General features: G+C 71.8%; 22 protein-coding genes. 9 read left to right on the forward strand and 13 right to left on the reverse strand.

Annotated elements, in window-relative coordinates:
• Window positions 1-14 precede the first annotated feature (14 nt).
• From AB0P03_RS15930 to AB0P03_RS15985, 12 genes are all read right to left on the reverse strand, one after another.
• Window positions 15-353 carry a hypothetical protein gene (locus AB0P03_RS15930; RefSeq protein ID WP_363629334.1) on the reverse strand — a complete coding sequence of 113 codons (339 nt, stop codon included), beginning with the start codon at window positions 351-353 and terminating at the stop codon, window positions 15-17.
• Window positions 350-637, reverse strand: coding sequence for a hypothetical protein (locus tag AB0P03_RS15935; protein WP_363629336.1), 288 nt, complete (start codon window positions 635-637; stop codon window positions 350-352). The genes AB0P03_RS15930 and AB0P03_RS15935 overlap by 4 nt, the downstream gene beginning before the upstream one ends.
• Before the next feature lie 234 nt (window positions 638-871).
• On the reverse strand, window positions 872-1,327 hold the full coding sequence (locus AB0P03_RS15940) for a hypothetical protein (protein WP_363629338.1): 456 nt from the start codon (window positions 1,325-1,327) through the stop codon (window positions 872-874).
• Window positions 1,328-1,437: 110 nt separating this feature from the next.
• A complete protein-coding gene (locus AB0P03_RS15945; protein WP_363629340.1) occupies window positions 1,438-1,713 on the reverse strand; it encodes a hypothetical protein in 276 nt (91 codons plus the stop codon).
• An 11-nt stretch (window positions 1,714-1,724) separates the two neighbouring features.
• The gene (locus AB0P03_RS15950) at window positions 1,725-2,069 is read right to left on the reverse strand and encodes a hypothetical protein (protein WP_363629342.1); all 345 of its coding nucleotides are present in this window, start codon (window positions 2,067-2,069) and stop codon (window positions 1,725-1,727) included.
• Window positions 2,070-2,141: 72 nt separating this feature from the next.
• The gene (locus AB0P03_RS15955) at window positions 2,142-3,077 is read right to left on the reverse strand and encodes a hypothetical protein (RefSeq protein ID WP_363629343.1); all 936 of its coding nucleotides are present in this window, start codon (window positions 3,075-3,077) and stop codon (window positions 2,142-2,144) included.
• A gap of 12 nt (window positions 3,078-3,089) precedes the next feature.
• Complete coding sequence (locus AB0P03_RS15960; protein ID WP_363629345.1) at window positions 3,090-3,497, reverse strand: hypothetical protein; 408 nt, start codon at window positions 3,495-3,497, stop codon at window positions 3,090-3,092.
• 20 nt (window positions 3,498-3,517) lie between these two features.
• A complete protein-coding gene (locus AB0P03_RS15965; RefSeq protein ID WP_363629347.1) occupies window positions 3,518-4,543 on the reverse strand; it encodes a hypothetical protein in 1,026 nt (341 codons plus the stop codon).
• 184 nt (window positions 4,544-4,727) lie between these two features.
• Window positions 4,728-4,895 (reverse strand): hypothetical protein, encoded by a 168-nt coding sequence (locus tag AB0P03_RS15970; protein ID WP_363629349.1) that lies wholly within the window; start codon window positions 4,893-4,895, stop codon window positions 4,728-4,730.
• Window positions 4,896-4,906: 11 nt separating this feature from the next.
• Window positions 4,907-5,293, reverse strand: coding sequence for an RNase adapter RapZ (locus AB0P03_RS15975; protein WP_363629350.1), 387 nt, complete (start codon window positions 5,291-5,293; stop codon window positions 4,907-4,909).
• Window positions 5,294-5,343: 50 nt separating this feature from the next.
• Entirely contained in the window at window positions 5,344-6,252 is a 909-nt protein-coding gene (locus tag AB0P03_RS15980) for a DUF2637 domain-containing protein (protein WP_363629352.1), read from the reverse strand.
• 106 nt (window positions 6,253-6,358) lie between these two features.
• On the reverse strand, window positions 6,359-6,646 hold the full coding sequence (locus tag AB0P03_RS15985) for a hypothetical protein (protein WP_363629354.1): 288 nt from the start codon (window positions 6,644-6,646) through the stop codon (window positions 6,359-6,361).
• Between the two features lie 496 nt (window positions 6,647-7,142).
• On the opposite strand from AB0P03_RS15985, the gene AB0P03_RS15990 reads away from it, so the two are divergent.
• Window positions 7,143-7,991, forward strand: coding sequence for a GntR family transcriptional regulator (locus tag AB0P03_RS15990; RefSeq protein ID WP_363629356.1), 849 nt, complete (start codon window positions 7,143-7,145; stop codon window positions 7,989-7,991).
• Window positions 7,988-8,674 (forward strand): HAD-IA family hydrolase, encoded by a 687-nt coding sequence (locus tag AB0P03_RS15995; protein WP_363629357.1) that lies wholly within the window; start codon window positions 7,988-7,990, stop codon window positions 8,672-8,674. Before AB0P03_RS15990 ends, AB0P03_RS15995 begins: the two co-directional genes overlap by 4 nt.
• A 373-nt stretch (window positions 8,675-9,047) precedes the next feature.
• On the opposite strand, the gene AB0P03_RS16000 is transcribed toward AB0P03_RS15995, so the two are convergent.
• Window positions 9,048-9,215, reverse strand: a complete 168-nt coding sequence (locus AB0P03_RS16000) for a hypothetical protein (RefSeq protein ID WP_363629358.1) — start codon at window positions 9,213-9,215, stop codon at window positions 9,048-9,050.
• Window positions 9,216-10,303: 1,088 nt separating this feature from the next.
• On the opposite strand from AB0P03_RS16000, the gene AB0P03_RS16005 reads away from it, so the two are divergent.
• The 7 genes from AB0P03_RS16005 to AB0P03_RS16035 all read left to right on the forward strand — a co-directional run bounded on the left by AB0P03_RS16005 (window position 10,304) and on the right by AB0P03_RS16035 (window position 22,063).
• Window positions 10,304-12,136 carry an APC family permease gene (locus tag AB0P03_RS16005; RefSeq protein WP_363580034.1) on the forward strand — a complete coding sequence of 611 codons (1,833 nt, stop codon included), beginning with the start codon at window positions 10,304-10,306 and terminating at the stop codon, window positions 12,134-12,136.
• Window positions 12,137-12,408: 272 nt separating this feature from the next.
• On the forward strand, window positions 12,409-14,406 hold the full coding sequence (locus AB0P03_RS16010; RefSeq protein ID WP_363580293.1) for an APC family permease: 1,998 nt from the start codon (window positions 12,409-12,411) through the stop codon (window positions 14,404-14,406).
• Window positions 14,407-14,817: 411 nt separating this feature from the next.
• Window positions 14,818-14,907 carry a K(+)-transporting ATPase subunit F gene (gene kdpF / locus AB0P03_RS16015; RefSeq protein WP_037971201.1) on the forward strand — a complete coding sequence of 30 codons (90 nt, stop codon included), beginning with the start codon at window positions 14,818-14,820 and terminating at the stop codon, window positions 14,905-14,907.
• Between the two features lies 1 nt (window position 14,908).
• On the forward strand, window positions 14,909-16,570 hold the full coding sequence (gene kdpA, locus AB0P03_RS16020) for a potassium-transporting ATPase subunit KdpA (RefSeq protein ID WP_363629360.1): 1,662 nt from the start codon (window positions 14,909-14,911) through the stop codon (window positions 16,568-16,570).
• Window positions 16,570-18,684, forward strand: coding sequence for a potassium-transporting ATPase subunit KdpB (gene kdpB / locus AB0P03_RS16025; RefSeq protein WP_363580038.1), 2,115 nt, complete (start codon window positions 16,570-16,572; stop codon window positions 18,682-18,684). Before kdpA ends, kdpB begins: the two co-directional genes overlap by 1 nt.
• 14 nt (window positions 18,685-18,698) lie before the next feature.
• Window positions 18,699-19,334, forward strand: a complete 636-nt coding sequence (kdpC, locus tag AB0P03_RS16030; RefSeq protein WP_363580040.1) for a potassium-transporting ATPase subunit KdpC — start codon at window positions 18,699-18,701, stop codon at window positions 19,332-19,334.
• Between the two features lie 176 nt (window positions 19,335-19,510).
• The gene (locus tag AB0P03_RS16035; protein WP_363629361.1) at window positions 19,511-22,063 is read left to right on the forward strand and encodes a sensor histidine kinase KdpD; all 2,553 of its coding nucleotides are present in this window, start codon (window positions 19,511-19,513) and stop codon (window positions 22,061-22,063) included.
• Window positions 22,064-22,078: the final 15 nt, after the last annotated feature.

Below are 22,078 nucleotides of genomic sequence, written 5' to 3' on the forward strand. Positions count from 1 at the left end.
GATGGAAGGGGAGGTCAGAGGTCGAACAGGCCATCCGGCTCGGCGGCCGGGGTGGCAGCCTGGCGGGCCTTGGCGGCGGTGCGGCGGGTGGCGTCGTGGCAGGCCGGGCACCAGGCGGCCAGCGCCTGCTTGGGCAGGGCGGCGGCCTTGTGCGGGGGCAGGAGCAGGCTGGCCGGTTCGGCGGGGGCAGCGAGCAGGTACGCGGGGCCGGCGCCGTGGGCGGCGGGGCAGCGTCCGCCGTCCTTGTCGTGGTTCCTGCCGCAGGTGCCGCGGCACTGGCAGCGGCCTGCGGCGGCGGCCATGACGGCCTGCCACAGTCCGCGCTGGTCACCGAGGGGCGGGGTCCGGCTCACGACTCGTCCTCGCCGGGGAGCTGGTGGTGGTCGAGCCAGGCGAAGGGGGAGGTGGTCTGGGCGCGGTAGTAGACGTCGAGGGCGGCGTCGGGGACGCTGCCGGGGTGGACGCGCGGGTCGATGAGGCTGGCGTACAGGCGGGTGCCGTGGTGGACGCAGGCCTTGGCGGCGTCGCCGTGGCGGTCGAGGACGGTCACGGCGTCGCGCGGGCCCTGGCAGGGGCTTTCGTCGTCGAGGTGGGCGGCTTCGCAGCGGGGCTGCGGGGCGGTGGTGTTTCCGGGCATGCTGGAGTCCTGGTCTCTGCGAAGGGGATCGGATTGGCCCCGCAGCAGCCGCCTCTCTGCCAAGATCGGGCTGCTGCTGCGGGGCTTCGTGCTGCTCGGGGACGTGGTCCGGCTAGAACGGCGGCTCTTCGGGGCCGCCGGCCGGGGCGCCGCCCCACTCGGTCCCGGGGGCGACGGGGACGGGAGCGGGGGTGTCGGTGGACCACGGGTCCGCCGGCCGATCGGGCAGGCCGGTCAGGCGTACTGGGCGAGCTGGGCCGCGGTGGTGTGGTCGAGGTTGCCCTCGGCCACCGCCTTGGCCAGCGCGTCGGTGAGCGGGTTGTCGCTAGGCGCCGTGGTCTCGCACTGGATCGGCAGGGCGTCGGCGCGGCCGGACAGCAGCAGGTCGGCGGCGGTGGCGATGCCGTCGGGCGTGACGACCAGGCCGAAGGCCAGCAGCTCGGGGTTGGAGAGGCGGTCGTCGCTGGTGCCGCGGGCCCAGATCCAACCGGAGACCTGGTCCCACAGCAGCGTCAGGCCGTGCGGGTAGCCGGCCGCCTGGGCGCGGTCGGTGTCGAGTCGGATGCAGATCTCGGTGAGCATCACCTCTCCGTTGTCGGCGCAGAACTCGGCGAACGACTCGGACGGGTCGGCGTTGGCGCCGAGCGCGGCGAGGACGGCGTCGAAGTAGGGCTGGTGGGGGTTGGTCACGGCGTTTTCCCTTCACAGGAGCGGGTCCGGTCTGTCCGGCCCCCGCACCACCCGGACCTCGCCTCCGGCTGTGGCGGTGGTCCGGGTGGCACGGCCGGTCGGGCAGGCGGCTAGAACGGCGGCTCAGCGGAGTAGACGGGTTCGGTCCAGCCGAGCCAGCGGCGGGCGATCCAGCGCGGGACGGGCAGCAGGCGGCGGACGCGGGCGGGATCCCAGCACGCGCAGTAGTGGGTGTCGGTGCCGTCGTACTCGCCGGTCTCGGGGTGGCCGTAGTCGCGGGTCCAGCCGCCTTCGCCTTCGCAGTCGGGGCAGGCCGGGTCGGGGGTGTCGATCAGTTGGATCTCGGGGTGCGGCCAGGTGGCGTATCGCAGGCGCAGGCGGGCCATGGTGTCTCCGTTCAGGGGTGGGTGGGCTGCGGGTCGGGCGTCGGTTGGTCGGTGAGGGTCCGCAGGGCGTCGGTGATGGCGAGCAGTGCGAGCAGGTGGGCGTGGTCGGCGGGCGGCAGGGAGCCGTACGTGACGTAGACCTGGGCGAGTTCGTAGTGGCTGGCGTCGGGGCGGGGGCCGTCGAGGGACTGGCTGATCGTTTTCCCCTTCCGAAGGGGTGTAGTTGGGCCTGTAGTCGGCGCGTAGTCGGGGTTGTAGTCGTGTAGTCGTCGCAGGTCAGCGGGCGGGTGTAGTCGGGATCGGCGGGGGCTTGGGTGCGGTCGGGGGAGAGGGGTGGGAGGGGGTGGCCGCACCACCCTTGAGTCCCCGTCGGCGGGGTGTCGGACGGGGGGCTCAGGGGTGGTGCGGGTGGTGCGGGTGGGGCGGTCTCAGGCGGCCTGGGGGGTGTGGTCGACGGCGGCCTGGGCGGCGGCCTGTGGGGGGAGGGCGGGTGAGCGGCGGAGGTGGGTGGCGAGGGAGGTGGCGGTGAAGCCAGTGGAGGGGGTCCTGCCGGGCACCCGGATCCCGGGTTCGACCGGGAGGCCGGCGGCGCGGACGAGGGCGCCGAAAGCGCGGGCGTCGGCGTCGGGGTAGAGGCCGTGGCGCTGGAAGGTTTCGAGGGCCTCGGCGAGGTGGACGTGGCCGCGTCCCTCATCGGTCTGGGCGCGCAGGGCGACCATGTGCTCGACGGAGGTGGTCAGCTCGGCGGCGGACAGCTCTCGGGGCGTGGCCGGGGCGGCGGGTGTCCGGAGGCGGTACTCCTCTTCCTGGTCGTCCTCTTCCTCGTCGGCTTGGTCGTCCTCCTCGCCCTGGTCCTCCGTGGCCCCGGCTTTCGTGCCCTTGCTGGGGGCGGGGGCGGGGGCGTGGATGAGGGCGGCGATCCACCAGCCGCCGAGCAGCAGGCCGATGCCGGGCTCGATCCAGGGGCCGACGAGGGACCAGACCAACGGCCCGCCCACGACCAGCATCAGGGCGGCCGCGCCGGCGGCGTCGCCGAGTCGGCTGCGCGTGGCCTTGCGGTCGGCCTTGGCCTGCTCCAGGTCGAACTGCTCGGCCGTGACCCGCGCGGTCTCCCGGGCGTGGAGCATCGCGGGGCGTTTGGCCGGATCGGCTTCGGCGAGCTTCTTGGCGAACGCGGCCTCGTCGAACTTCGCAGCCTCGGCGGCGAGCTTGTCGTGTTCGGCCTTGAGGGTGGCGGCCTCGGCGCGGCGCTCGCGCTGGGGGGCCGTCAGCTTGCGGATCAGGACGGGCGTGCCGGTGGTCAGGCCGGTGACCGGCCACAGGAGGGTGGGGAGGAGCTTGTCGGTGGGGAAGATCTTCTCCATCGCCATCCTCTCTCAGCTCACGAACGAGTGGATGAGGCCGCCGAGGACGCTGGCGGGGATGGCCCAGAAGCCTCCGGCGGCGGCGTACAGCGACGGGGCGACGGCGCCGCACAGCGCGTCCTTCCACGCCCGCGGCTTGAGGCCGAAGACGGCGAGGGTCAGCACGGCGGCGGTGGCGCCGGTCTGCCACTCTCCGATCGCGGCGTTGCCCTGGAAGCCGTCGCTGAGCTGCTGGCCGATGCCGCTCAACTGCTGGAAGGCGGTGCCGGCGTTGGCCGCCAGCAAACCCACGCCGAACGCCCAGTAGGGGACGTGGTCGGGCTCCACGGTGATCTTGCCCTTCCCGCGGACGCCGACGTACAGGTACATGGTGGTGACGGTGGCGGCGCCGCCCGTGCCGAGGGCGATGAGGCTGCTCATGGTGTCTGTCTCCTGACGGGCTAGAAGAGGGGGAGGGCGGCGAAGAGGGGGGCGATGCCGGAGGCGACGGCGATGCCGGAGGCAACCGGGACGCGCAGGGCGATCAGGATCAGGAGGGGCCCGGGGCCCCGGACTTCGGAGACCCGCAGGCGTCCGCGGTCGCGCAGGTGGAGGTCGAGGGCCCAGCCGGCGGCGGCCAGCAGCAGGCCGACGTAGGGCCCGCCCGGGGCGATCAGCGACACCAGGCCGGTGGAGTAGCCGCCGACGGCCGAGATCCCGGTGAGGATGCACCAGCGGCGGAACCGGCGGGTGCGGTCGGAAGAGCCGACCTTGGCGCGGGCGGCCCGGCGGCGCTCGCGCCGGGCCCGTTGCTTGGCCTCGCGCTGTTCGGCGAGCCGCTGTTGACGGTGGCGCAGGTCGCGCTGGGCGGGGGTCTCCCCTGCGGCGGCCCGGGCGGCGTCCTCCCGGGTGCGGGCGCGCTGCCGGTCGAGCTCGCGTGCGGCCTCCAGGCGGGCGGCCCGGTCCTGGGGGGTCTCGGTGATTCGCTCGGCCAGCAGGTCGGCGAAGCCGACGAGGTTGTCCCGGTGGCTGGGACCGGTGGGAGTGAGGATGTCCTCGACGCGGTGGCGCCGGGCCTTTTCCTGGGCGGTCTCTCCGACCTTGCCGAGTGCCGAGTCCATCCGGGCGCGCTGGGCGGCGAGCAGGGTCTCGTACTCGACCTGCTGGCGGGCGGCGCGCTGGGCCTCGGTCTCGGTGAGGAGCTGGCCGATCTGGTCTCCGACCTGCGAGGCGATCGTCGTGGCCTGCTCGGCGAGGATCTTGCCGACCGGGGCCCAGAAGGCCTCTGCGGCGGCCGCCACCGATGCGGCCTCGGCAGCGGGGCCGGTGCCGATCGGGACCGGGGTGTAGACGGTCGTGTTGGGTAGGGGCTGGGACGGCTGGGGGATGCGGGGGCCCGACTTGCGCCACCACTCGGCGACCACCGGGTCGGTGTCGGGAGTCATGCCGGCGGTGGGCGGCTGGGACGGGGGCGGGGGGATGGTCATCGGTTCCACCCGCCCCGGCGGATCAGCTCGCAGAGGCCCACGACCATGATCGCGAGGTCCACCAGCAGGACGATCAGGCAGAGCATGTAGCCCATGGGATTCTCCCTGGTCAGGGGTGGTGCGCACCCCGCATACCTGAGGTGTGCGGGAGGGGTGCGGGGGTGTGCACCACAGGGGGCTGGGGTCAGGAGGAGCGCCACCAGGCGCGGGCGGGCGGGTTGGTCTCGATCGCGGTGCGGCGCCTGATCTTGGCGTCCATCTGGGCGTGGCCCGCGCGGTCGGCCTCACGGACGGCGGTGGCTCGGCGCTGCTGGCCGGACTGCGGCTGCTGGCTACGGCGGAAGAGCGGCATCACGGGCTCCTTCAGCGGTTGATGACGGGCTTGTCGAGGTCGCGGTGGGTGAGGCGGACGGGGGCGCCGGTCTTGGCGAGGCGCTGGGCGAGGGTCATGGCGACCGTGGGGGCGCGGTGCCGTCCACCCGCGCAGCCGACTGCGATGGTCAGCGGCGCTGTGGTCGGCCCGGCGTCGTAGGCGTCGGCCAGCAGCGCGGCGCTGACGATCAGCTCGCGGATGCCCGGGGTGGCCATGACGGCCTGGCGGACGGGCATGTCGTGAGCGGTCTGGTGGCGCAGGGCGGGGTCGACGTGCGGGTCGCGGAAGTGCCGGCGCAGGTCGAGCACGAGGGTCGCCTCGGGCGGGGCGCCATGCAGGTAGCCGAAGCTGACCACCTGGATTTCGGTCACGGACATGACAGGGGTCTCCTTGCTGAAGGTCAGCGGAGCAGGCCAAGGGGGTGGGGTCAGGCGGCGCCGGCGGGCACGGCATGCAGGGCGGGAAGCTCCGGGCGGGCGGAGCGCAGTTCCTGGTAGCGGGCGGCGATCCATCCGGCCGACCAGCCGGTCAGCTCGACCGCCCGGCGCTGCGGGATGCCGAGCGTCACGGCGGTCTGGACGGTCAGCCGGGCTTCGTTCTCGGGCAGGCGCTCGGTCACCGCGGGCGCGGCCAGGAGTTCCTGCCGCAGCCGTTCGGCCCCCTGCGCGGCGTCCTGCTCACGCTCGCGCTCACCGCGCTCACGCTCACTCGCCTCGCGCTCACGGCGCTCACGCTCACGCCGCTCGGAGTCCTCCCGGCGGGCCTTGTCCTCGCGTTCCTCGCGGGCCATGCGGTCGTCGTGCTCACGCTGCTCGCGGACCATCTGCTGCTCGTGCTCACGGCGCTCACGCTCGCGCTGGTTGGCCCGCTCGTACTCCGCCACCCGGTCCTCGCGGGCCTGGCGGCGCTTCTCCTCGGCGATGCGGTCGCGCTCGGCCCGCTCATCGCGCTCACGGGCCTCACGGTCCATCAGCGCGGCGGCAATCGTGCGCCGGTAGGCGAGCGAAGTCTCCGCCGTGACGATCAGCAGCAGCGGGGCCACCGAGTGGACCGCCACTCCGACCTTGTCCTGGTCCAGGGCGGACTGACCCACGTTGAGCAGCACCGTCATGACGCCGGTCATCCAGCGCAGCACGGCTGGCCACCGGCCGCCGTCGCCGTTGAGTCGGGCGAGCGTGCTGTCCATGCGGACCACGATCACCACCGCCGCGTCCACGACCAGCGGCAGGATCGGGGCCGTCCACCGCCAGTCCTGCGGGGTGTGTCGGGACATGAGCGGGGTCACCGTGAGCATGCTGTAGAGGACCGCGCCGAGCGTGATCGTCCACGTCCCCACGGCCAACGCCTTCTCGGCCGAGCTGATCTGGTCCTGGCTGATCGGCGCCTTCACAGCGACCACCACCCGGCGCGCGGTGAACGCGCCGTGAGCGCGAGCCTCGCCATCACGCGGCCACCCGCTCGACGCTCGCCGTGCGGCGGATGACCGCCGGGCGTCGCAGCGGCACCGGCGCCATGCTCAGCAGTCGTTCGGCGTAGGCGGCCAGCTCCGGGTCTTCCCGGCGCAGGTCCGCCAGGACGTCGTCTGCGGCGTCCATCCGGGCGTTCCGCTCGGTCTCGCTCTCACCGGGCACCCCGGTGAACAGCCGGGTGAAATCCGAGTCCACGCCGAGCGCCAACTCGGCGAACTCGTCCGGCGTCAGGGCCATCTGCCCTGCAACAATCGACTTCATGGGTCTGCCTCGTCTCTGGTAGAGGGCGGGCCTGGGGCTGGCGCGCTCCGGCCAAGGAACGCGCGCCAGCCCAACTCATGTGGGCCCAGCTACTCGTGGCGTACGAGTAGCCATGGCCACGGCCCAACCGCGAGCGGAAGGGCCGGGCCAAAGTCACTCGTTCACAGGTCGGATCCGGCAGAGCAGGACCCGACGGGCCGTCCTTTCGGGATGTGCTCCCAGGCATGGACGGCGTTGACCTTTCGGTCTCTAGCCATCCGGACTGCCAAGGCGCCGGTTGCCTCGGCCCGATCTATCCCGGGCCCCTTCACCCCGGGTACGGCGGGCGCCGTCCATTCACGGGTGCGTTTGTGCAGCTCAGAGCAGCCCAAAGAAGGCCCCTCTGTGTCGCCTCTGTCTCACTTGGTGCGACACTCACAACATAGACAACCTGCTTAGGCAGGTCAAGAGAGTTGGGTTTCTCGCCCCTCTTGGGCACCTGCCCTAGCATGGGGAGATGGCCCTAGACCCGGACGACTCCCGCCCCCCGTATCAGCAGGTCGGCAGCTCTCTGCGGGCCTCGATCCTCACGAAGAAGCCAGGCTTCGAGACCGGCGACAAGCTGCCCTCCGGCCCTGAGCTGGCGAAGCACTTCGGCGTGGCGCGCGGCACGGTGGACAAGGCGCTCGACCTGCTCCGCACCGAGGGGCTGATCGTGACCCGCCAGGGGAGCGGCTCATTCGTCCGCGAGAGGACCTCTCGGCCAGTCGGGCTGCGGCCGCACCTGGAAGCGGCCTTCGAGCAGCAGCAGGTGACCCTCGACTTCGCGGGCTTCTCCAGCGAGACGCTGCACAACGCGCTGCAGGAACCGCTCGACAAGGTCCGCTCCGGCCGGCTGGCGCCGGAGTCCATCACGGTCCGCCTGCTGCTGCCGGACACCACAGCGCCGATGGCCGTGCCGGTCCTGGTCGACGGGCTCCAGGATGAGACAGCCCTCCGGCAGCGCGCCCGCAACATCGCCCTGACGAACGCCGGCGGCATCGCTCACTCGGTGGAGATGCTGGCAGAGCTGGGCCTCGTCCAGAATGCGAGCGTCGAGGTCAAGGTCCATCGGGCATCCAGCCTGTTCAAGCTGTACATCCTGAACCGGTCGGAGGCGTTCTTCGGCTTCTATCCGCTCCGCGAGCGCACCGTGGCGATCGACGACACCGCCCACACCTTCTACGACGTCACCGGCAAGGACACCACCCTGTTCCACCATGCCGCCGGGCCGGACGACGCCTCGCTCGGATCGCAGTACGTCCAGCAGGCCCAGATGTGGTTCGACAGCGTGTGGAGCACGATCGCCTACGAGCGGCAGCCATGACCGCCACGCCTCAGCAACTCGCCGACGTGCTGCGGCCGGTGAAGCACGTGCTTCTCGATTTCGATGGCCCGGTCTGCTCGGTCTTCGCCGGCCTCCCCGCCTCGGAGGTTGCGCGCCGACTCCGCGAGGGCCTGCTCGCCGGTGGCGAGCAGGCCCCGGCCGGGGCGGCCGAGGAGAACGATCCGCTCGCCCTGTTCCGGCTGGTCGCGGACGCCCGGCCCGATCTCACGGCGAGCACGGATGCGGCGCTGGTCGCGTTGGAGACTGAAGCCATCCGAGTCGCCCGCCCGACCCCGGGCGGAGAATCTCTCCTGCGTGCTGCCGTCCGCTCCGGTCGGCTGGTCTCCGTGGTCAGCAACAACGCGGGCGCGGCCATCGAGGCCTACCTCGCCGAGCACGGCCTCAGCGACTATGTGACCGGCGTCTTCGGGCGCGCCCCGGGCGACCCCTCGTCCATGAAGCCGAACCCGCGCCTCCTGCTCGAAGCGATGGAAGGCGCAGGCACCAGACCGGAGCACTGCATTTTCATCGGCGACGCGGCCCGTGATGTCGAGGCCGGGAAGGCCGCCGGAGTCCCGACGATCGGCTACGCCAACAAGCCGGGGAAGGACGCCAAGCTGGCCACCGCCGGCGCTGTGGTGGTCGTGGACTCGATGCAACTCGTCTCAGATGCCCTCGCCTGACCTGCAACTACCGAGACAGCTGGCGAAGCTCTGCGTATGCCTGTGGTTCGACATACGCGACGACTAGCCGTTGACTCGCTCCAGCAGCATCAAGACTGGTCAGTCGGACTAGTTGGGACAGGCGATGCGCTTCCGGGAGCCACCCGCTGTGACAAGACAATGCCTACCATGAAGAAGACATCCTGGTATCGTCATTAGAGACTTAGTGCATTGAGGTGCGTGAGCATCATCGAATGCATGGAAGAGGGCCCGCCTCGCCTGGTGCGCTAACACCAGGGGTTCCGAGACGGACCCTCTGTACCTACGGTGTGGCTCTACAGTCGCACTGGCGATGGCCTGGCCGTTGGAGCGGCTGGGCCATCGTGCTAAGCAGTTAGCTCCAGAAGTCCTGGAACAGCTGCCAGATGTCGTACGCCATCTTCACCCCTCGCCAGATGGCAAGCAGTCGGCGCACCCCATCCCTGTGGAGCCTCCCCGCGTTCTTCGGCTCTGCGCCGCCCGGATCCTCGTCGGCCGGCTGCTGCTGATGAGACGCGGTCATGCTCCACCCCTTCGAACCATCCCGGCCGCGCCCTGCGGTCGGGATCGCGACGTCCGCCTGAGCGGGCGCCGTGAATCCGCCCGCACCTTGCGGCCGGGATCGCTGACACGCGCTCACGCGCCAGTCGGCGAAGGGGTTTCGCACTTCTTCCAGAGTACGTGCGCGACTGGGCCCCGGACGAATCCGTCCGGGGCCCAGACGCCCTTCGGCGTGTCGCCTGTTCTGCCCGCCGGGCGGGCCGGGGCCTGTTGGGGGGGATGTGCCCTCATCGACGCGTCCGGCTTCGAGGGCGCCGGTCTCCTGCGCCGCAAGTTGCCGGTGCGGAGCGCGGCCGCGAGGGGGTGGATCGCTCACGCGGTCGTCATCGAGGCGCGGGGTGCGAGCACTGGCGGTGCTCGATGGGGGCGCGTCGGGGTGTGGCGTGAAACACGAAAGGCCGGGGGCGGGCAGCGAAATCGCTGCCCGCCCCCGGCCTTCGCTGCGCTCTCAAGGTGGTCCAAGTGAGGGCCGTTCGGACCATGATCCGGACCAGGGGCGGACCAGGTAGGGCCCACGAGCGAGAGTTCCCAGGTCAGAGCGCCCCTGGTCAGCGGCCTGTAAATCTGCCGCGTAAGCTACGCAGGTTCGAACCCTGCACCAGCCACAGGACAGAGAACGGCCCCCGATCTGCGGAGACGCGGATCGGGGGCCGTTGTCGTTTTCCCGCCGCGTGATCGTCGCGTGGGCGCCGCGGCGCTGCCGTGCCGGCGGCGAGGACACTTATTGCGCATTGCTTGCAATTACGGTCAGCAGGCAGCAGAGTGGGTGCGGGGGTGGGTGGGGCCGTTCAGCGTGATTGTGGTGGTGTCCCGGGTGTGCGTAGGGCGCGCCGGGGGTTCTTCGCAAGAGCTGGTCGTCTTCCCAACCGGCGCCCGCCGGGACAGCGGCCCACCCATCCCCGCCACCCCCCCGCCATGAGCTCTCCCGCGGTGCGTCAAGGGCCCGTCAATGGTTCCTGGGACGGCGTCAGGAACGCGTAGGGGTCGGGGGGAGGGCGGGGGTGCGGCCCGCAGGATCGGAGGAACAACCGATCGCGGAGGTTCCGTCCGATGCCCAGCGCCATCACCACCCAGGCCGTCACGGCCGAACCCGAACCGCCGGACACCGGCGCGGGCGACGAGCGGCACCGGCTGAGTGCGCTGGGCGGTCTGGCGGCGCTGTCGTTGGACGCCATGGCCTCGGTCGCGTACGGGCCGGAGTCGATCGTGCTGGTGCTGGCCGCGGCCGGGGCGTACGGGCTGGGCTTCACACTGCCGGTGACGGTGGCGATCGCGGTGCTGCTGGGCGTGCTGGTGGCGTCGTACCGGCAGGTGATCGCGGCGTTCCCGGACGGCGGCGGCTCGTACGCGGTGGCGAAGGAGCACCTGGGCCGACGGACGGCGCTGACCGCGGCCGCCTCGCTGGTGATCGACTACATCCTGAACGTGGCGGTCTCGGTGACCGCGGGGGTGGCGGCGCTGACCTCGGCGGTGCCGAGCCTGTACGACGACCGGGTCTGGCTGTGCCTGGGCGTGCTGGCCCTGGTGACGGCGGTGAACCTGCGCGGGATCGCCGAGTCGGCGCGCTGGTTCATGGCGCCGACGGCCGTCTTCGTGGTGTCGATCCTGGCGATCATCGTGGTCGGCCTGTTCCGGGACGGCCCGGCGAGCACCGCGGCCGCCGCGGGCCACGCCTCGACGCTGGCCGAGAACGCCACGACCGTCGGCGCGCTGCTGCTGCTCAAGGCGTTCGCGGCCGGGTGCTCGGCGCTGACCGGGGTGGAGGCGGTGGCGAACGCCGTCCCGTCGTTCCGGACCCCGCGGGTGAAGCGGGCGCAGCACACCGAGGTGGTGCTCGGCGCCCTGCTCGGCGTGATGCTGATCGGGCTGGCCGTGCTGATCGGCCGTTTCCACCTCCAGCCGGTGGAGGGCGTCACGGTGCTGGCCCAGCTCGCCGACGCCTCGCTCGGCCACGGCGCCGCCTTCTACGTCGTCCAGTTCGCCACCGTGGTGCTGCTCGGGCTGGCCGCGAACACCTCCTTCGGCGGGCTGCCGGTGCTGCTGCACCTGCTCGCCCGGGACAACCACCTGCCGCACGTGTTCGCGCTGCGGGCCGACCGCCAGGTGCACCGGCACGGGGTGCTGTTCCTCGCCCTGGTGTCGGCGGCGCTGCTGGTCGGCTCGGGCGGGGACGTGAACAGCCTGGTGCCGCTGTTCTCGATCGGCGTGTTCGTCGGGTTCACGATCTGTCAGGTCGGCATGGTCCGGCACTGGTCCGTGCACCGGCCGGCCGGCTGGGTGCGGAAGGCCGTGCTGAACGGGTTCGGCGCGCTGCTCACCGGGGTCGCGACGGTGGTGGTGACCGGCACCAAGTTCACCGAGGGCGCCTGGGGCATCGTGGTGGCGCTGCCGCTGCTGGTGGTGCTGTTCGAGGCGGTGCACCGCAGCTACGGACTGATCGGGGAGCGGCTGGAGCTGGGCCGGGTGCCGGGCGCGGTGACCCGCCAGCGCAGCCTGGTGGTCGTGCCGGTGACGGCCATCACCCGGCTCACCCGGGACGGCCTGTCGGCGGCGCTGTCGCTCGGGGACGAGGTGCTGGCGGTGACGGTGGTGCACGAGCAGGCCGAGGCGGAGGCGCTGCGGCGGGACTGGGAGCTGTGGCAGCCGGGCGTGCCGCTGGTGGAGATCCCGGAGGACCGCCGCCGGCTGGGCCAGCCGATCGCCGCGTTCGTGAACCGGCTCGGCGAGGAGCACGCCTACGACCGGCTGACGGTGCTGATCCCGGAGGTGGAGCCGGCCCGCTGGTGGCAGCGGGCGCTGCAGAACCGGCGCGGCGCCGTGATCGACCGCGCGCTGCGCCGGCACACCGACGCGGTGGTCTGCCGGCTGCGGATGCGGATGTGACCCGGGCCGCCACCGCTGAGGTGCTGGGCGTCCACAGCCTGGACGCCCGATAACAACCCGGTATCTTGACGCGGTCTTAACGGGGCGGCCCTGACGCCCTCGATACGCCCGGCACGTGCCCGCCCGCAGTGGCCCTGACCTGCGGGAAGTCCATGAGGGCGGGACGTGCCGGGCCGGCGCCGCAACGGATTCCGTCGTGTCCGACCGAACTTACGCTCGCCAACGTGTTCAACGTGCCCCAGGCGCTCAAGCGCCTCGTCATCGGCCGGGCCATGCGCAGCGAGGAGCTCGGCGAGACGCTGCTGCCCAAGCGGCTGGCGCTGCCGATCTTCGCCTCCGACCCGCTCTCCTCGGTCGCCTACGCGACCCAGGAGATCCTGCTGGTGCTCACCGTCGGTGGCGCCGCCTTCCTCTACCTGACCCCGTGGGTCGCGGCCGGCGTGGTCGCGCTGATGGCGGTCGTGGTGATGTCCTACCGCCAGGTGGTGCACGCCTACCCGAGCGGCGGCGGCTCGTACGAGGTGGTGTCCCGCAACCTCGGCGCCAACTCCGGTCTGGTGGTGGCCGCCTCGCTGCTGGTCGACTACGTGATGACGGTCGCGGTGTCGGTGGCCTCCGGGGTGGACAACATCATCTCGGCGCTGCCCTCGCTGGCCGGTCACCGGGTCTGGCTGGCGCTGGGCTTCGTGCTGCTGCTGATGGCGGTGAACCTGCGCGGCGTCCGGGAGTCCGGCAAGGCCTTCGCCGCGCCGACGTACCTGTTCATCGGCGGCATCCTGCTGATGGTGGTCACCGGGCTGGTCCGGGTCGCGCTCGGCGACGCGCCGGTGGCGTCCAGCGCCTCGTACGGGATCCTCCCGGAGGACGGCAAGGACACGGTGGCCGGCCTCGGCCTGCTGATGCTGGGCCTGCGGGCGTTCGCCTCCGGCTGTACGGCGCTGACCGGGGTGGAGGCGATCTCCAACGGAGTCCCGGCCTTCCGGGCGCCGAAGGCGAGGAACGCCGCGCGCACCATGGCCGTGATGGGCACCACGGCCGTGGTGATGTTCGCCGGCATCACCGCCCTCGCGCTGATCGCCAAGGTGCACATCACCGAGGGCGGCGCCTGCCGGCTGTCCGGCTTCCCCGGCGACTGCGCGAGCACGCCCCAGCAGACCGTGATCGCCCAGCTCGCGGCGGCGATCTTCGGCGGCGACCACAGCGTGCTGTTCTACGCGATCCAGGCGGTCACCGCGTTGGTGCTGATCCTGGCCGCCAACACCGCCTTCAACGGCTTCCCGCTGCTGGCCTCGATCCTGGCCGAGCACCGCTACCTGCCCCGGCAGATGCACACCCGCGGGGACCGGCTGGCCTTCTCCAACGGCATCATCGCGCTCGCGGTGGTGGCCGGCGGGCTGCTCTGGCTGTACGACGCGAACGTCACCAGCCTGATCCACCTGTACATCCTGGGCGTCTTCACCTCCTTCACGCTGTCCCAGATCGGCATGGTCCGGCACTGGAACCGGGCGCTGGCCACCGAGACCGACCCGGCGGTGCGCCGCTCGGCGCTGCGCTCCCGGGTGATCAACGCCTTCGGCGCGGTCGTCACCGCGCTGGTGCTGGTGATCGTGCTGCTCACCAAGTTCACCCAGGGCGCCTGGCTGGCCGTGGTCGCCGCGCTGGTGCTGTGGCTGATGATGCGCGGCATCCGCCGGCACTACGACGGCGTCGCCGCCGAGCTGGCGGTGGACGACCCGGAGGCCGAGTCGGCGCGGCCCGCCCGGGTGCACGGGATCGTGCTGGTGTCCAAGCTGCACAAGCCGACGCTGCGGGCGCTCGGCTACGCGGAGGCGTTCCGGCCGGACTCGCTGGAGGCGCTGACCGTGGCGGTGGAGCCGGAGGCGACCGGCGAGTTGGAGCGGCAGTGGACGGAGGCCGGCGTCCGGGTGCCGCTGAAGGTGCTGGACTCGCCGTACCGGGAGATCACCAAGCCGGTGCTGGCGTACGTGCGGGAGCACCGCCGGGACAGCCCCCGGGAGGCGGTCGCCGTGTTCATCCCGGAGTACGTGGTCGGCCACTGGTGGGAGCACCTGCTGCACAACCAGTCGGCGCTGTGGCTGAAGAGCCGGCTGCTGTTCACGGCGGGCGTGATGGTGATCAGCGTGCCGTGGCAGCTGACCTCCTCCGGGCGCGCGGGCGGTCCGTCGCGCCGGGCGCCCGGCGCGGTGCGCCGGGGCGAGCCGGCCCCGGGGAGCGGGTACGAGCGGCTCCCGGCGCCGGAGAAGGTCTGACCGGAGCAGTAGCCGGCCCCCCGGGCCTCCGTCGGCCCCGCCCGCACGAAGCCCGTACCAACCCGCACCCCCACCCGTACGGAAGCCCCGGAATCCCGGGGCTTCCGGCGTTCCGGCGCCGGGCCGATCACGGCCTGATGACGACGGTCACGGCCCGGTGAAGCGGGCGTCAAGGTCGCGTCAACGTCCCGCAGTCACCCGTATGGAGGGCGTCAGGGAGCCATAACGCGCCTCTGACGGCTGCTTTGCTGCATCTGCCGGTCGTCCGCCGGCGCCGCGCGAAGCCCCCGGCCCGCCCGCGGCAGTCTCCCGAACCGCTCTGGTGGAGCCCATGTCCGATCTCATCTACGTCGGTGTCACGGTCGCCGTGTTCGCCGTCATCGCCCTGATCGCGCGGGGGGTGGAGAAGCTGTGAGCGCGGAGAACATCGCAGGTCTGATCGTGGCCGTCGCGCTCGTCGGCTATCTCGTCGTGGCGCTGATCTTCCCGGAGAAGTTCTGACATGGGATCCACTCTCGCGGGCTGGCTGCAGGCCCTGGCCCTGGTCGGGGCACTGGCCCTGTGCTACCGCCCCCTTGGCGACTACATCGCCAAGCTCCTCACCACCACCAAGCACCTCAGAGTCGAGCGCGGCATCTACAAGGTGATCGGCGTCGACGGCGACGCCGATCAGCGCTGGCCGGTGTACCTCCGCTCGGTGCTGGCCTTCTCGGCCGTCTCCGTCCTCTTCCTCTACGGCCTGATCCGCCTCCAGGGCTACCTGCTGCTGAACCTGGGCGTTCCGCAGATGGAGGGCCACCAGGCCTGGAACACCGCGATCTCGTTCGTCGCCAACACCAACTGGCAGTCCTACGCCGGTGAGTCCGCGATGGGCCACCTGGCGCAGATGGCAGGCCTGGCGGTGCAGAACTTCGTCTCCGCGGCCGTCGGCATCGCCGTCGTCGGCGCGCTGATCCGGGGCTTCACCCGCAACCGGACCGACCGGGTCGGCAACTTCTGGGTGGACCTCACCCGGATCAACCTGCGCCTGCTGCTGCCGATCTCGATCGTCTTCGCCCTGGTCCTGGCCGCCTCCGGCGTGATCCAGAACTTCCACGGCTTCCACGAGGTGGCCACGCTCAGCGGCGAGGTGCAGAAGATCCCGGGCGGCCCGGTGGCCTCCCAGGAGGTCATCAAGCTGCTCGGCACCAACGGCGGCGGCTTCTTCAACGCCAACTCCGCGCACCCGTTCGAGAACCCGACCGGCTTCTCCAACCTGGTCGAGATCTTCCTGATCCTGCTGATCCCGTTCGCGCTGCCGCGGGCCTTCGGTCGGATGGTGGGGGACAACCGCCAGGGCTACGCGATCCTCGCCGTGATGGGCCTGTTCTGGGTCGCCTCGGTCGCCCTGCTCACCTTCGCCGAGTCGCAGCACCAGGGCACCGCCCTCCAGGCCGCGGGCTCCGCGATGGAGGGCAAGGAGCAGCGCTTCGGCATCGCCGCCTCCGGCCTGTTCGCCGCCTCGACCACGCTGACCTCGACCGGCGCGGTGAACTCCTTCCACGACTCGTACACGCCGTTCGGCGGCGGGCTGACGGTCTTCAACATGATGCTGGGCGAGATCGCGCCCGGCGGTGTGGGCTCCGGCCTGTACGGCATGCTCGTGCTGGCGATCGTCGCGGTGTTCGTCGCCGGTCTGATGGTCGGCCGCACCCCCGAGTACCTGGGCAAGAAGCTCGGCGGCCGGGAGATGAAGTTCGCCTCGCTGTACATCCTCACCACGCCGACCCTGGTGCTGGTCGGCACGGGCCTGGCGATGGCCCTGCCGGGGGAGCGGGCCGGGATGCTCAACTCGGGCGCCCACGGCTTCTCCGAGGTGCTGTACGCCTTCACCTCGGCCGCCAACAACAACGGCTCGGCCTTCGGCGGCATCACCGTCAACACCGACTGGTACGACACGGCGCTCGGCCTGGCGATGATCTTCGGCCGCCTCCTGCCGATCGTCTTCGTCCTGGCGCTGTCCGGTTCGCTCGCCCAGCAGCAGCCGGTCCCGGCCACCCCGGGCACCCTGCCCACCCACAAGCCGCTGTTCGTGGGCCTGCTGTCGGGCGTCATCCTGATCGTCGTCGGCCTCACCTACTTCCCGGCCCTGGCTCTCGGGCCGATCGCGGAAGGTCTCTCCTGATGTCCACCCCTACGCTCAACCCCGCACCGGCCGACAAGGCTGAGCCCGCCGCGCAGCACAGAGTGGCCAGCGGCCTGCTCGACCCGAAGCTGATCGTCGCGTCCCTGCCGGACGCGGTGAAGAAGCTCGACCCCCGGGTGATGGTCAAGAACCCGGTCATGTTCGTGGTCGAGGTCGGCTCGGTGGTCACCACCGTCTCCGCGATCGCCAGCCCGTCCGTGTTCGCCTGGGCCATCACCGTCTGGCTCTGGCTCACCACGATCTTCGCCAACCTGGCCGAGGCCGTCGCCGAGGGCCGCGGCAAGGCCCAGGCCGACACCCTGCGCAAGACCAAGACCGAGAGCGTCGCCCGCCGGCTCACCGACTGGCCCGCCACGCAGGCCGAGGAGGAGGTGCCGGGCACCGCGCTGCGGCTCGGCGACCACGTGGTGGTCGAGGCCGGGCAGATCATCCCCGGCGACGGTGACGTCGTCGAGGGCGTCGCGAGCGTCGACGAGTCGGCGATCACCGGCGAGTCCGCGCCGGTCATCCGCGAGTCCGGTGGTGACCGCTCGGCGGTGACCGGCGGCACCAAGGTGCTGTCCGACCGGATCGTGGTGAAGATCGCCTCGGAGCCCGGCAAGTCGTTCATCGACCGGATGATCGCCCTGGTCGAGGGCGCCGCCCGGCAGAAGACGCCGAACGAGATCGCGCTGAACATCCTGCTCGCCTCGCTGACCATCGTCTTCCTGGTCGCCGTGGTGACCCTGCAGCCGATGGCCACCTACGCGGGCGCGCCGCAGTCGATGATCGTCCTGGTCGCCCTGATCGTGGCGCTCATCCCGACCACCATCGGCGCGCTGCTCTCCGCGATCGGCATCGCCGGCATGGACCGGCTGGTGCAGCGCAACGTGCTGGCGATGTCCGGCCGGGCCGTCGAGGCGGCCGGCGACGTCAACACCCTGCTGCTGGACAAGACCGGCACCATCACCCTGGGCAACCGCCAGGCCGCCGAGTTCCTGCCCGCCCCGGGCGTGTCCACCGAGGAACTGGCCAGCGCCGCGCAGCTGTCCTCCCTCGCGGACGAGACCCCGGAGGGCCGCTCGATCGTGGTCCTCGCCAAGACCGAGTACGGCCTGCGGGCCCGCGCCCAGGGCGAGCTGACGCACGCCACCTGGGTCCCGTTCACCGCCCAGACCCGGATGTCCGGCGTCGACCTGGACGAGGCCGAGGCGGTCCACCAGGTCCGCAAGGGCGCGGCCGGCGCGGTCACCAACTGGGTGACCGAGAACGGCGGTTCGGTCGGCAACGAGGTCTCCGCCCTGGTCGACGGGATCTCCGCGGCCGGCGGCACCCCGCTGGTGGTGGCCACCAAGGTCGGCGCCAAGCCGGCCCGCGTCCTCGGGGTGATCCACCTCAAGGACGTGGTCAAGGAGGGCATGCGGGAGCGCTTCGACGAGCTCCGCCGGATGGGCATCAAGACCATCATGATCACGGGCGACAACCCGCTGACCGCCAAGGCGATCGCGGAGGAGGCGGGCGTGGACGACTTCCTCGCCGAGGCCACCCCCGAGGACAAGATGGCGCTGATCAAGAAGGAGCAGGAGGGCGGCAAGCTGGTCGCGATGACCGGCGACGGCACCAACGACGCCCCCGCGCTCGCCCAGGCCGACGTCGGCGTGGCCATGAACACCGGGACCATGGCGGCCAAGGAGGCCGGCAACATGGTCGACCTGGACTCCAACCCGACCAAGCTGATCGAGATCGTCGAGATCGGCAAGCAGCTGCTGATCACCCGTGGCGCGCTGACCACCTTCTCGATCGCCAACGACGTGGCCAAGTACTTCGCGATCATCCCCGCGATGTTCGCCGGGGTCTACCCGGGCCTGAGCCACCTCAACATCATGGGCCTGCACAGCCCGCAGTCCGCGATCACCTCGGCGATCATCTTCAACGCCCTCGTCATCATCGGCCTGATCCCGCTCGCCCTGCGCGGCGTGCGCTACCGCCCGTCCGACGCCAGCTCCCTGCTGCGCCGCAACATCGGGGTCTACGGCTTCGGCGGTCTGGTGGTGCCGTTCGTCGGCATCAAGCTGATCGACCTGATCGTCCAGTTCATCCCCGGCCTGAGCTGAGAGAGGAGAATCCGATGTCCAAGCCCCTGCCGACGACCGTCCGCACCCACTTCACCGCACTGCGGGCGCTGCTGGTGCTCACCGCGATCCTCGGGATCGCCTACCCGCTGCTGGTCACCGGGATCAGCCAGGTCGCCTTCACCGAGAAGGCCAACGGCTCGCTCGTGAAGTCCGACGGCAAGGAGGTCGGTTCCAGCCTGATCGGCCAGAACTTCAACCTCCCGAAGAAGAACCCCGACGACCCGAAGGAGGAGGCGCAGCCGGACCCGAAGTGGTTCCAGCCCCGCCCCTCCGCGGCCGGGACCGGCTACGACTCGTCCTCGTCCGGCGCCTCCAACCTCGGCCCGAACAGTGACGACCTGCTGAAGGCCGTCAACGACCGCCGCGCCGCCGCCGCCGAGTTCGACGGCGTCGCCCCGGAGAGCGTCCCGGCCGACGCGCTGACCGCCTCCGGCTCCGGCCTCGACCCGTACATCTCGGTCGCCTACGCCGAGGAGCAGGTGAACCGGGTCGCCAAGACCCGGAACCTGTCGGCGGACGCGGTGCACAAGCTGGTCGAGAAGTACACCGAAGGCCGCTCGCTCGGCTTCCTCGGGCAGGAGGGCGTCAACGTCCTCCTGCTGAACCGGGCACTCGCGGAACAGAAGTGACCGGCGGAACAGGAATGACCGGCGGAGCAGAAGTGACAGGTCAACGGCTGGATCCGTGAAACAGGCCGACCCGGGCCGGGGCACCACCCCCGCGCCCGGGTCGGCCGCCGTACGTCCCGACCCCGGCCCGAGGACGCCCTGGCGGCAGCCCTCGCAGGAACGAAAGAGCAGTGCCCATGGCCCGCGACCTCACCCCCGGCACCGGCGTCCGCAAGGGCCGGCTGAGGGTGTACCTCGGTTCCGCCCCGGGGGTCGGCAAGACCTACCGGATGCTGGACGAGGCCCGGCGCAGACAGGAGCGCGGGGCCGACGTCGCGGTCGGGTACATCGAGTGCCACGGCCGCCGCCACACCGAGGGCATGCTGGACGGCCTGGAGGTCCTGCCGCGTGTCCAACGCTCCTACCGCGACGCCGAGTTCGACGAGATGGACCTCGACGCGGTGCTCACCCGCCGTCCGTCCGTCGTGCTGGTCGACGAACTGGCGCACACCAACATCCCCGGCGGCCGCCACGCCAAGCGCTGGCAGGACGTCGAGGAACTGCTGGCCGCCGGGATCGACGTCATCACCACCGTCAACATCCAGCACCTGGAATCGCTGAACGACGTCGTCCAGAAGATCACCGGCATCCCGCAGCGCGAGACCGTCCCGGACGAGGTGGTCCGCCGGGCCGACCAGATCGAACTCGTCGACATGGCCCCGCAGGCGCTGCGCCGCCGGATGGCCCACGGCAACGTCTACAGGGCGGAGAAGGTGGACGCCGCGCTCTCCAACTACTTCCGGGTCGGCAACCTCACCGCCCTGCGCGAACTCGCCCTGCTCTGGGTGGCCGGGCGGGTCGACGAGGGCCTGCGCGACTACCGGGCCAGCCACAACATCGACCGCGTCTGGGAGACCCGCGAACGCGTCGTGGTCGCCCTCACCGGCGGCCCCGAGGGCGAGACCCTGATCCGCCGCGCCGCCCGGATCGCCGACCGCACCGCCGGCGGCGACCTGCTGGCCGTCCACGTCACCCGCAGCGACGGCCTGGCCGGCGCCTCCTCCGGCGCGCTCGCCCAGCAGCGCCAGCTGGTCGAGACCCTCGGCGGCAGCTACCACGTGGTGGTCGGCGACGACATCCCCACCGCGCTGCTCACCTTCGCCCGCGCCCACGACGCCACCCAGCTGGTGCTCGGCACCAGCCGCCGCGGCCGGATCAACCGCTTCCTCACCGGCCCCGGCATCGGCGAGACCACCGTGGACGACTCCGAGGACATCGACGTCCACATGGTCACCCACGAGTTCACCGGCCGCGGCCGGCTGCCCTCGCTCGGCCGCCGCCACTCCAAGCGCCGCACCATCGCCGGCTACGCGGCCGGCCTCGTGGTGCCCTGGCTGCTGACCGCCGTCCTGTCCCAGGCGCACGAGAGCATCAACCTCACCACCGACGCGCTGATCTTCCAGCTCGGCGTGGTCATCGTCGCCCTGCTCGGCGGCGCCACCTCCGCCCTGCTGGCCTCGGTCACCGCCTCGCTGCTGCTCAACTACTACTTCATCCCGCCGATACACGCCCTGACCATCGGCGAGACCAACAACATCGTCGCCCTGGTCGTCTTCGCCACCGTCGCGCTCGCCGTCGCCACCATCGTCGACCACGCCAGCCGGCTCACCAGTCGCGCCGCCCGGGCCACCGCCGAGGCCGAGACCCTCTCCACCCTGGCCGGCAGCGTGCTGCGCGGCGCCGACGCCCTGTCCGCCCTGATGGAGAAGTCCCGGACGGCCTTCGGCATGCAGGCCGTCGCCCTGCTCTCCCGGATCGACGACGAGGTGCTCGCCCACTCCGAGGCCGAGCACCAGGACGACCCTGACGGGCAGAGCGAGACCACCGAGGTGCCGGTCGGCGCGGACGCCGTCCTGGTCCTCACCGGCCGCCGGCTGCCGGCCGCCGACCAGCGCGTCCTCACCGCCTTCGCCGCGCACGTCGCCGTCGCGCTGGAACGCGACCGGCTCGCCGTGGTCGCCGCCGAGGTCGAGCCGATCAAGGCCGCCGACCGGATGCGCACCGCCCTGCTCGCCGCCGTCAGCCACGACCTGCGCACCCCGCTCGCCGCCGCGCTCGCCTCGGTCGGCTCGCTGCGCAGCCCCGACGTCGAGTTCTCGCCCGAGGACCAGGCCGAACTGCTCGCCACCGCCGACGAGTCGCTGGTCAAGCTCACCCGCCTGGTCGACAACCTGCTCGACATGAGCCGCCTCCAGGCCGGCGCGCTCACCCTGCACCTCGCCGAGACCCACCTCGACGAGATCCTGCCCCGGGCGCTCGACAGCCTCCCCGACCCGTACGCCCCGATCCAGCCGCTCGACCTGGACACCGCGCCGCCGGTGCTCGCCGACCCGCCGCTGCTGGAGCGGGTGCTCGCCAACGTGATCACCAACGCGCTGCGCTACAACGCACCCGGCGCGCCCGTCCTGGTCACCGCCAGCCACCACGCCGACCAGGTCGAGATCCGGGTGATCGACCGCGGCCCCGGCATCGCCCCCGAGGAGCGCGACCGGGTCTTCCTGCCCTTCCAGCGCCTCGGCGACACCGACAACACCACCGGTGTCGGCCTCGGCCTCGCGCTCTCCCGCGGTCTGGCCGAGGCCATGGGCGGCAGCCTGGAGGTCGAGGACACCCCCGGGGGCGGCACCACCATGCTGCTCACCCTGCCCGCCGCCACTCGGGAGGAGCCCGTGCATGAGTGGACGAACTGAACGAACCGCCGAAAG

The organism is Kitasatospora sp. NPDC088779, from assembly GCF_040685395.1.
Taxonomy (GTDB): Bacteria; Actinomycetota; Actinomycetes; order Streptomycetales; family Streptomycetaceae; genus Kitasatospora.

Excerpts from the sequence above, each read along its gene's own strand:
- AB0P03_RS16000 (WP_363629358.1), bottom strand. The coding sequence starts at position 9,215 with ATGACCGCGTCTCATCAGCAGCAGCCGGCCGACGAGGATCCGGGCGGC.
- AB0P03_RS15960 (WP_363629345.1), bottom strand. The coding sequence starts at position 3,497 with ATGAGCAGCCTCATCGCCCTCGGCACGGGCGGCGCCGCCACCGTCACC.
- kdpB (WP_363580038.1), top strand. The coding sequence starts at position 16,570 with ATGTCCACCCCTACGCTCAACCCCGCACCGGCCGACAAGGCTGAGCCC.
- AB0P03_RS15970 (WP_363629349.1), bottom strand. The coding sequence starts at position 4,895 with ATGCCGCTCTTCCGCCGTAGCCAGCAGCCGCAGTCCGGCCAGCAGCGC.
- kdpC (WP_363580040.1), top strand. The coding sequence starts at position 18,699 with ATGTCCAAGCCCCTGCCGACGACCGTCCGCACCCACTTCACCGCACTG.
- AB0P03_RS15990 (WP_363629356.1), top strand. The coding sequence starts at position 7,143 with ATGGCCCTAGACCCGGACGACTCCCGCCCCCCGTATCAGCAGGTCGGC.
- AB0P03_RS15955 (WP_363629343.1), bottom strand. The coding sequence starts at position 3,077 with ATGGAGAAGATCTTCCCCACCGACAAGCTCCTCCCCACCCTCCTGTGG.
- AB0P03_RS15965 (WP_363629347.1), bottom strand. The coding sequence starts at position 4,543 with ATGACCATCCCCCCGCCCCCGTCCCAGCCGCCCACCGCCGGCATGACT.
- AB0P03_RS15995 (WP_363629357.1), top strand. The coding sequence starts at position 7,988 with ATGACCGCCACGCCTCAGCAACTCGCCGACGTGCTGCGGCCGGTGAAG.
- kdpA (WP_363629360.1), top strand. The coding sequence starts at position 14,909 with ATGGGATCCACTCTCGCGGGCTGGCTGCAGGCCCTGGCCCTGGTCGGG.
- AB0P03_RS16035 (WP_363629361.1), top strand. The coding sequence starts at position 19,511 with ATGGCCCGCGACCTCACCCCCGGCACCGGCGTCCGCAAGGGCCGGCTG.
- AB0P03_RS15985 (WP_363629354.1), bottom strand. The coding sequence starts at position 6,646 with ATGAAGTCGATTGTTGCAGGGCAGATGGCCCTGACGCCGGACGAGTTC.
- AB0P03_RS16010 (WP_363580293.1), top strand. The coding sequence starts at position 12,409 with ATGCGCAGCGAGGAGCTCGGCGAGACGCTGCTGCCCAAGCGGCTGGCG.
- AB0P03_RS16005 (WP_363580034.1), top strand. The coding sequence starts at position 10,304 with ATGCCCAGCGCCATCACCACCCAGGCCGTCACGGCCGAACCCGAACCG.
- AB0P03_RS15975 (WP_363629350.1), bottom strand. The coding sequence starts at position 5,293 with ATGTCCGTGACCGAAATCCAGGTGGTCAGCTTCGGCTACCTGCATGGC.
- AB0P03_RS15935 (WP_363629336.1), bottom strand. The coding sequence starts at position 637 with ATGCCCGGAAACACCACCGCCCCGCAGCCCCGCTGCGAAGCCGCCCAC.
- AB0P03_RS15945 (WP_363629340.1), bottom strand. The coding sequence starts at position 1,713 with ATGGCCCGCCTGCGCCTGCGATACGCCACCTGGCCGCACCCCGAGATC.